Source organism: Helicobacter anseris (assembly GCF_003364335.1).
Taxonomy (GTDB): Bacteria; Campylobacterota; Campylobacteria; order Campylobacterales; family Helicobacteraceae; genus Helicobacter_H; species Helicobacter_H anseris.
This window is the reverse complement of the sequence record NZ_NXLX01000018.1, coordinates 20,350-27,296: the sequence shown is the minus strand read 5'-3', so window position 1 is coordinate 27,296 and position 6,947 is coordinate 20,350. Positions and strand designations below refer to the sequence as shown.

The following is a 6,947-nucleotide window of genomic DNA, read 5'->3' as shown; positions in this document are numbered from 1 at the left end:
TTAAAAGAATTTAAAAAATAAAGTGCAATGATAATAAAAATAAACTTAAGATTTTCTTATACCCCCCCCCCCAATTTTTTGATTTTTTTGTAAAAAATTTTAATAAATTTGGTAAAAATTGAAAGATAAAATTAGGTTTTGTGTATTTGGTAAAGGAGATATTTTGCATCAAAAAATAAAAGATTTTATAGCTTCAGAACATCTTTTGTCTTTAAGTGTGTGTGATGATAATGGGGTGTATGGTGCAAGTTGTTTTTATGCTTTTGATATAAAAAATCTTGCTTTGATTATTAAAAGTGATGAGGATTCTAGGCATGTTATTTTTGGGTTAAAAAATCCAAAAGTAGCTATTACTATCGCATCTCATACAAAAATTCTCTCTCATATCAAAGGTATTCAAGCCAAAGCCTTGTTTTTATGTGCAAATGCAAATCAAAGAGAGATTTATTATAAAAATTATCCATTTGCAAAAGTGATACAAGGGGAGTGCTATGCACTTGAGATTGTTTGGGCAAAATATACAGATAATGCCTTGTTGCTTAAGGATAAGATGATTTATCAACGCTAAGTTTTGTTATACTTCATCAAAAAATAAAAAAGGATAAAAGATGTTTAAAGATAGTAATGGGGTAAGCTTGAATGCTGGAGATAGTGTGCAAGTGATAAAAGATTTGAAGCTTAAGGGGAGTTCTAGCACGATTAAAAGAGGCACGATTGTGAAAAATATCAAGCTTGGTGATAGGGAGGGTGAGATTGAGGGAAGAGTGGATAAGCAAGGAGTGGTAGTTTTAAAAACTTGCTTTTTGAAAAAAGTTTAAAAAATCTAGGGGATTACCCCTAGATTTTAAGAATTAGAGTTTATCTGCATTTTCTTTAAGATATTCTGCTACGCCTTCAGCTGTTGCTTTCATACCTTTTTGACCTTTTCTCCATCCTGCTGGACATACTTCTCCATTTTCTTCAAAGAATGTCAATGCATCACACATTCTAAGCATTTCATCCATTTCTCTACCAAGTGGTAAATCATTGATTACAGCATGGCGGATAATTTGATTTTTATCAATCAAAAATGATCCTCTTAATGCAACTGCGCTATTGAACAATACATCATAATCTCTTGAGATTTGCTTTGTGATATCTGCTACCATTGGGAAGCTTACATTGCCAATACCACCTTTTTCTACAGGAGTATTTTTCCACGCAAAATGCACTTGCTCAGAATCAATAGATACACCAATTACATTAAATCCTTTTGCTTGAAAATCTTTTACTCTGTGATCCATTGCAAGGATTTCAGAAGGGCATACGAAAGTGAAGTCTTTTGGCCAGAAAAATAATACTGCACCATTTTTTCCTAGATTTTTTGATAGTTCAAAATTTTCTACGATTTCATTATTTGCCAATACCGCTGGAGCGATAAAATCAGGTGCTTTTTTTGTTACTAACATTTTAATTCTCCTTGTAGTTTGAATTTTATAAAACAACTGATAATTGATAAAAATTATCATTTAGGATTATAGTCTTTGAAAGTTAATTATCAGGTTAATAAAAAATATGGTTTTTGTTAATGAAGTTTGATAAAGAAGTGATAGAATTGCAAAAATTAAAAATACAAGGTGAGTTTATGAAAAATGAATTTCTATTTACTTCAGAATCTGTGACTGAAGGACATCCAGATAAGATGGCAGATCAGATTAGTGATGCGGTGTTGGATTATATTCTTGAGAGAGATTCTAAAGCAAGAGTTGCTTGTGAGACTTTGGTATCTAATGGTTTTTGTGTGGTAGCAGGTGAGATTAAAACTAATACATATGTGCCTATTCAAGATGTAGTTAGAGAGGTGGTAAAGGATATTGGCTATACAAATGCAGAGTTTGGATTTGATTATAAAAGTGCAGGGGTGCTTAATGGTATAGGAGAGCAAAGCCCTGATATCAATCAAGGTGTAGATCGAGCAGATGGAGAGATTGGAGCTGGAGATCAGGGGTTGATGTTTGGATATGCTTGCAAAGAAACAGATGTTTTGATGCCTTTGCCTATTTGGCTTTCACATCAAATCACTTCAAATCTTGCATTAAAGAGAAAAAGTGGTATTTTGCCCTTCTTGCGTCCAGATGGAAAAGCTCAAGTTACAGTGAGATATGTAGATGGAAAGCCTATTGGGATTGATACGATTGTTATTTCTATGCAACATCAACCAGATGTAACTCAAAAACAGATACAAGAAGCAGTGATTGAAGAGGTGGTTTATAAGGTGCTACCAAAGCAGTATTTAAGCGATAATATCAAATTTCACATCAACCCAACAGGAAAATTTGTCATAGGCGGACCTCAAGGAGATGCAGGATTGACGGGAAGAAAGATTATCGTAGATACTTATGGAGGAAGCTGTCCTCATGGAGGAGGGGCTTTTAGTGGTAAGGATCCAAGTAAGGTAGATAGAAGTGGAGCATATGCTGCAAGATATGTGGCAAAAAATCTTGTTGCAAGTGGTATTTGTGAGAAAGCGACTGTGCAACTTGCTTATGCAATTGGTGTGGTAGATCCTGTATCTATTTTTGTAGATACTCACGGGACTTCAAAATTTGATAGTGCAAAAATTGAAGCTTGCGTGCGAGAGATTTTTAGACTTACTCCTAAGGGAATTATTGAAAGTTTAGATCTTTTAAAGCCTATTTATAGAAAAACTTCAAATTACGGACATTTTGGCAGAGAATTGCCTGAGTTTGGTTGGGAGAGGACTGATAAGGTGGAGGTAATTAGAGATTTTTTGAGATAATTTATTCTCATTAAAGTTATTTTTATGATAATTAGTCTATACTTACGGCTAGGTTTTATTATAAAAACCAAAAAAACATAAGGAATAAAAAATGGCAGTAAAAATTACAGATATTTGTATAGCTTGTGGTTCTTGTATTGATGAATGCCCAGTTCAAGCAATTGTTGATGATGATGATAACCCAACAGGTGAGGGTATTTATTATGTTTATTCAGATAAGTGCGTAGAGTGTGTAGGTCACAATGATGCTCCAGCTTGTGCAAGTGCATGTCCTACAGATGGTTGTATCGTATGGAGTGATGCAGGAAGCACAAAAAGAGAAGATATTGGTGCAGATTTAAGAGATGGAACTACACCAGTAATGTAATTCTTTATCCCCTCTTTTGGGGATTTACTTCAAAAAATTATTTACATCCCCAGAATATTTCATTTCTTCTAATGGTTTTTCATCGATAAGCTCAGCGATTTCCTCTGCTTTCATTTTGCAATCTTTTAATTCATTCTCACTATAAGTTAAATGCATATCAGCACTAGAGATTCCATCAATAAGGTTGATTTGTTTGAGTATTTGTATCTCTTCTTGTGCATTTTGTGCTTCAATAGTGGCTATGATGATGCCTTTTGTTTGATCTTCTAATTCTACATTTGTAGATGGTAGTGCATTGATTTGTTTTAGTTTTTTTTCCCAGTTTTCTGATGAAGCTTTGATAATAATACTTGAGATATTCATTGTTTTACTCCTTTGATATTGAAATAATAAATTGCTTTCCCATCACAACTTACAATAATAAAATCTTGATAGAATAAAATAGTGTTGATTACTTCTTTTACCCCTTTGAGTTTGGCAATAATTTTTTTATCTTTGAGAGAAAAGAGCGTAATACTCCCTAGATCATCACTCATATAGGCTAAATATAATCCATCAGAATCTATGCCTACTGCATATATAAGAAAATCAGATGGCAAGGTTAAAGAAGTTTTATTTTGTAAAGAATGGATTCCTACCTTTCTGTCTTGACCAGCGCTAAGAAGTGTTTGTTTTGCTAATGCAATCTGAAAGACTTTGTCTTTGTGGATGGTATTTTTATCTAAAATAGTGCCATTAAAAGGATTGATAGTGTAAATAATCCCAGATTCTCCAGTAGTATAGAGAATCTTTGTATCTTTATCAAATAGCATATCACTAAAGCTTGCTTGAGAAATTTGTGTTTGATAGATAATTTTTTTTAAGGGGATATCAAACAATAAGATTTCATTGCTTAAGAGAGCTATGATTGCTTGTGTATCATTTATCCATAATGCCTTTGCAAAACTTAAATCACTAAGAAGAATTTCTATCTTATTGCCACTAGATAAAAATATGCTTCTTGATCCATGCGCATTTGTAGCTATGATAAGTGTTTGATTGAGATTATTGGTATCGCTATTAAATATTTTTGGGGTGAGGGTATTGTCAAATAAATCTTTATATTTTGGTAAAGTGATAGTTTTTTGGACTTTTGATGGGGTATTGAGACTATATATTTTGAGCTCCCCATCAATACTAGATACAAAAAGTTGATGATTGTGGATTTGCATCGAAGAAATTTCTTGTTGATTATCAATAATCATTTGAGGATAGATGACTGTATCATTTGCGTTAATAAAAAGAATAGTAAAAAAAATTCTAAGTAGATGTTTTAGCATTGTATTTCTTTAAGAGAAATGGCATTTTGAGGACATAGTTCAAGACATTTATTGCATCCTGTGCAATCTTGTGAAATCTCTGGAAAAAATAAACCACTAAAATGGATATATTCTCTACAGATATCTCGACAAGAATAACAAATGGTTTTGTGATATGCTAGACATGTAAGAGGATTGATACTAGCAATTGTGCGAGTTTGTGTTTCTTGTTTTTTTAGACCAAAGAGTTTGCGACGAGAGAGATTTGCTCCCTCATCTAAGGGAGCTTTGGCATTTTTTGACATTTTATTTTACACCTTGATTGATGACATCAAGTAGATTGGATTGATGTTTTTCATTTTCATTTCTAAAATCTGGTTTAAAACTATTGCCAACTAGAGGTTTTGTTTGTGCTTGAGGCACATGGCATTGAACACAATTATATCTTGAATCTGAGATACCATCAGTAAGAGCTTTTTTGTTTCTTAGGTCATAATAGTGGGATTTTGGCATAGGAGTTGCACCAATATCTTGTGCTACTTCTGCTGCATGGCATCCTATACATGCATTATCTTGTTGAGTGATAGGAAGCATACCTTCAGTATCATGAGGAATTAAAGGGGGAGCATTTTCATAAGAGCGCTCTATCTTTTGGCTCTCTCCGGCACTTCCACTTCCAAACTTAAAATCTTGTAACTTCACATCTTTTTCATCATTTAAGGGTGTTTTTCTTAATCCAATTTGTGTGTCTTCTACACCACCATTTGCAGATAATAAACTAAAGCTTCCACCCAAAAGTGTAGCTACTAATAAACTTGATAAAATTTTATTTTTCATTTTTTCTCCTTTTTGAAATTTAAAATACTAAAATTTAATGCATTATCATTGCATACTTCAATACATCTGCCACATTTTATGCAGGCAATTTGCTCAACAAAGCCATCATGTTTTCCAATCATATTTAATACTTGATTTTCAGGGCATATTCTAAGACATTCCATACATTTTGTGCAATTTTTTACATTATGCCTAATTTTTAAAAGCGCTCTTGCTCCAATAAGGCTATAAGTCGCACCAAGCGGGCAAATATGACCACAAAAACCATTTTTTAGCATAAATAAATCAAATAAAAAGATGATTAAAATACCAAAAAATCCGCTTCCCATACCAAAAACAATACCACGATGTAGCATTGAGATAGGGCTAATCATTTCCCAAGCCAATGCACCGAAACCAAGAGATAGACACAGACTAAGCAATAAAAATGCAAATTTTGTTTTTCTAGGTATGGCTAAAAATCTTGTATTATCAATGTGAAATTTTCTTCTTAAAAAGCTTGCAAAATCTGTAATAAGATTGATTGGGCATACAAAAGCACAATATCCTCTACCAAGCAATAAACCATAAATTACCAAAACTACAAAAAAACCAAGTAAGGTATTAAAACTAATAGCACCGCCTGCTAAGAAAATTTGCATAAAAGCAAGGGGATCGCTCATAGGAATAGTTTCAAATATCTTTGAACCGCTTAAATTACCCTCTAGAATATTAAAATGTAGAAGGGGTTCTTTTGGATTTGCAATTGCGAGATTTCTCTCACCACTTTCAAAATGGGAAATATCTCCTTGTGTAACTAAGTATTGTTTATGTGCAATATTTATGAGGGAGCAATTTGCTAGAAAAAATAATAACAATAAGAGAATTTGTGATGTTCTTCTTAGAATTAAAAAGCGATTTTTCTTTAACCACATCATTTAAAATTCCTCATTGAGATAATCAATGGCTTGCTTTTTAGAATCTGTTTTTGGTTTGATAGAAACATTTTCTAATCTCTTTTCATCAGCTTCTTCCCAGCCTTTAATGTAATTGCTTCCCATTTTTCCCAAAATCACATCTCTTGGTAGCACTCTAATAGATGCTATTTCTGTAATGCAAGCTTTTTCACACTTTCCACATCCTGTGCAGACATCATTGGCTACCATAGGTAGAATCATAGAATGTTTTCCTGTGCGTTCATTTGCCTTATACTCAAGATAAATTGCTTTGTCGATGAGAGGACAGGCTCTATAGCATGCATCACATTGAATACCTGCATAAGCAATGCAATTTAGCGTGTCCACGACAGCAACACCCATTTTGGCTTTTGAGATATCTAATTTTCCATTAGAACTCAAAAGTTTTATATCTAGGGCATCTGTAGGGCAAGCACTTGCGCAAGGGATATCTTCGCACATAAAACAAGGTATATCTCTAGGTTGAAAGATAGGCAGCCCTTTATTTCCTGTTGTAGAAAGCTTTAGGGTATAGTAGGGACAGGCTTCAACACACAAACCGCATTTGATGCAAGTGTTCGCAAAATTTTCTCTTGCACCTGGGGGATAGAGCCATAAGGGATTGCTTTTGGCTTCAGAGATGTAAGCACTCCAAGCCAAACCGCCTATAGCAACCAATCCCATTGCTTGAAAAATAGAATTGATAGCCTTCCTACGCCCAAGATTCATTA

General features: G+C 33.6%; 11 protein-coding genes. 4 read left to right on the top strand and 7 right to left on the bottom strand.

All coding sequences use genetic code 11. The annotated features are described in order from the left end of the window. Positions 1–163: 163 nt before the first annotated feature. Both CQA57_RS06680 and CQA57_RS06675 read left to right on the top strand, forming a co-directional pair. Positions 164–568, top strand: a complete 405-nt coding sequence (locus CQA57_RS06680) for a hypothetical protein (protein WP_115579462.1) — start codon at positions 164–166, stop codon at positions 566–568. A gap of 40 nt (positions 569–608) precedes the next feature. After that, positions 609–818: an alkylphosphonate utilization protein gene (locus CQA57_RS06675; protein ID WP_115579461.1), complete on the top strand. Its 210-nt coding sequence runs from the start codon at positions 609–611 to the stop codon at positions 816–818. Between the two features lie 33 nt (positions 819–851). On the opposite strand, the gene CQA57_RS06670 is transcribed toward CQA57_RS06675, so the two are convergent. Continuing rightward, on the bottom strand, positions 852–1,448 hold the full coding sequence (locus tag CQA57_RS06670; protein ID WP_115579460.1) for a peroxiredoxin: 597 nt from the start codon (positions 1,446–1,448) through the stop codon (positions 852–854). A 176-nt stretch (positions 1,449–1,624) separates the two neighbouring features. Here CQA57_RS06670 and metK point away from each other — a divergent pair, with 176 nt between their 5' ends. Together metK and CQA57_RS06660 are read left to right on the top strand one after the other, a co-directional pair. Next, the gene (gene metK / locus CQA57_RS06665) at positions 1,625–2,779 is read left to right on the top strand and encodes a methionine adenosyltransferase (protein WP_115579464.1); all 1,155 of its coding nucleotides are present in this window, start codon (positions 1,625–1,627) and stop codon (positions 2,777–2,779) included. Between the two features lie 91 nt (positions 2,780–2,870). Beyond that, the gene (locus CQA57_RS06660; protein ID WP_115579459.1) at positions 2,871–3,146 is read left to right on the top strand and encodes a DUF362 domain-containing protein; all 276 of its coding nucleotides are present in this window, start codon (positions 2,871–2,873) and stop codon (positions 3,144–3,146) included. 24 nt (positions 3,147–3,170) lie between these two features. On the opposite strand, the gene CQA57_RS06655 is transcribed toward CQA57_RS06660, so the two are convergent. The 6 genes from CQA57_RS06655 to napG are packed head-to-tail and all read right to left on the bottom strand — an operon-like array spanning position 3,171 to position 6,945. Then, the gene (locus CQA57_RS06655; RefSeq protein WP_115579458.1) at positions 3,171–3,509 is read right to left on the bottom strand and encodes a chaperone NapD; all 339 of its coding nucleotides are present in this window, start codon (positions 3,507–3,509) and stop codon (positions 3,171–3,173) included. Continuing rightward, entirely contained in the window at positions 3,506–4,465 is a 960-nt protein-coding gene (locus CQA57_RS06650; protein ID WP_115579457.1) for a WD40 repeat domain-containing protein, read from the bottom strand. Before CQA57_RS06650 ends, CQA57_RS06655 begins: the two co-directional genes overlap by 4 nt. Next, complete coding sequence (locus tag CQA57_RS06645; RefSeq protein ID WP_115579456.1) at positions 4,459–4,749, bottom strand: 4Fe-4S binding protein; 291 nt, start codon at positions 4,747–4,749, stop codon at positions 4,459–4,461. Before CQA57_RS06645 ends, CQA57_RS06650 begins: the two co-directional genes overlap by 7 nt. 1 nt (position 4,750) lies before the next feature. Further along, positions 4,751–5,281 carry a nitrate reductase cytochrome c-type subunit gene (locus tag CQA57_RS06640; protein ID WP_115579455.1) on the bottom strand — a complete coding sequence of 177 codons (531 nt, stop codon included), beginning with the start codon at positions 5,279–5,281 and terminating at the stop codon, positions 4,751–4,753. Continuing rightward, the gene (gene napH / locus CQA57_RS06635; RefSeq protein WP_245941872.1) at positions 5,278–6,198 is read right to left on the bottom strand and encodes a quinol dehydrogenase ferredoxin subunit NapH; all 921 of its coding nucleotides are present in this window, start codon (positions 6,196–6,198) and stop codon (positions 5,278–5,280) included. The genes CQA57_RS06640 and napH overlap by 4 nt, the downstream gene beginning before the upstream one ends. Continuing rightward, a complete protein-coding gene (gene napG / locus CQA57_RS06630) occupies positions 6,199–6,945 on the bottom strand; it encodes a ferredoxin-type protein NapG (protein ID WP_115579454.1) in 747 nt (248 codons plus the stop codon). Positions 6,946–6,947: the final 2 nt, after the last annotated feature.

Bases quoted from the DNA above. Each gene is read 5' to 3' on its own strand.
- CQA57_RS06675 (WP_115579461.1), top strand. From the start codon at position 609: ATGTTTAAAGATAGTAATGGGGTAAGCTTGAATGCTGGAGATAGTGTG.
- CQA57_RS06670 (WP_115579460.1), bottom strand. From the start codon at position 1,448: ATGTTAGTAACAAAAAAAGCACCTGATTTTATCGCTCCAGCGGTATTG.
- metK (WP_115579464.1), top strand. From the start codon at position 1,625: ATGAAAAATGAATTTCTATTTACTTCAGAATCTGTGACTGAAGGACAT.
- CQA57_RS06660 (WP_115579459.1), top strand. From the start codon at position 2,871: ATGGCAGTAAAAATTACAGATATTTGTATAGCTTGTGGTTCTTGTATT.
- CQA57_RS06655 (WP_115579458.1), bottom strand. From the start codon at position 3,509: ATGAATATCTCAAGTATTATTATCAAAGCTTCATCAGAAAACTGGGAA.
- CQA57_RS06650 (WP_115579457.1), bottom strand. From the start codon at position 4,465: ATGCTAAAACATCTACTTAGAATTTTTTTTACTATTCTTTTTATTAAC.
- CQA57_RS06645 (WP_115579456.1), bottom strand. From the start codon at position 4,749: ATGTCAAAAAATGCCAAAGCTCCCTTAGATGAGGGAGCAAATCTCTCT.
- CQA57_RS06640 (WP_115579455.1), bottom strand. From the start codon at position 5,281: ATGAAAAATAAAATTTTATCAAGTTTATTAGTAGCTACACTTTTGGGT.
- napH (WP_245941872.1), bottom strand. From the start codon at position 6,198: ATGATGTGGTTAAAGAAAAATCGCTTTTTAATTCTAAGAAGAACATCA.
- napG (WP_115579454.1), bottom strand. From the start codon at position 6,945: ATGAATCTTGGGCGTAGGAAGGCTATCAATTCTATTTTTCAAGCAATG.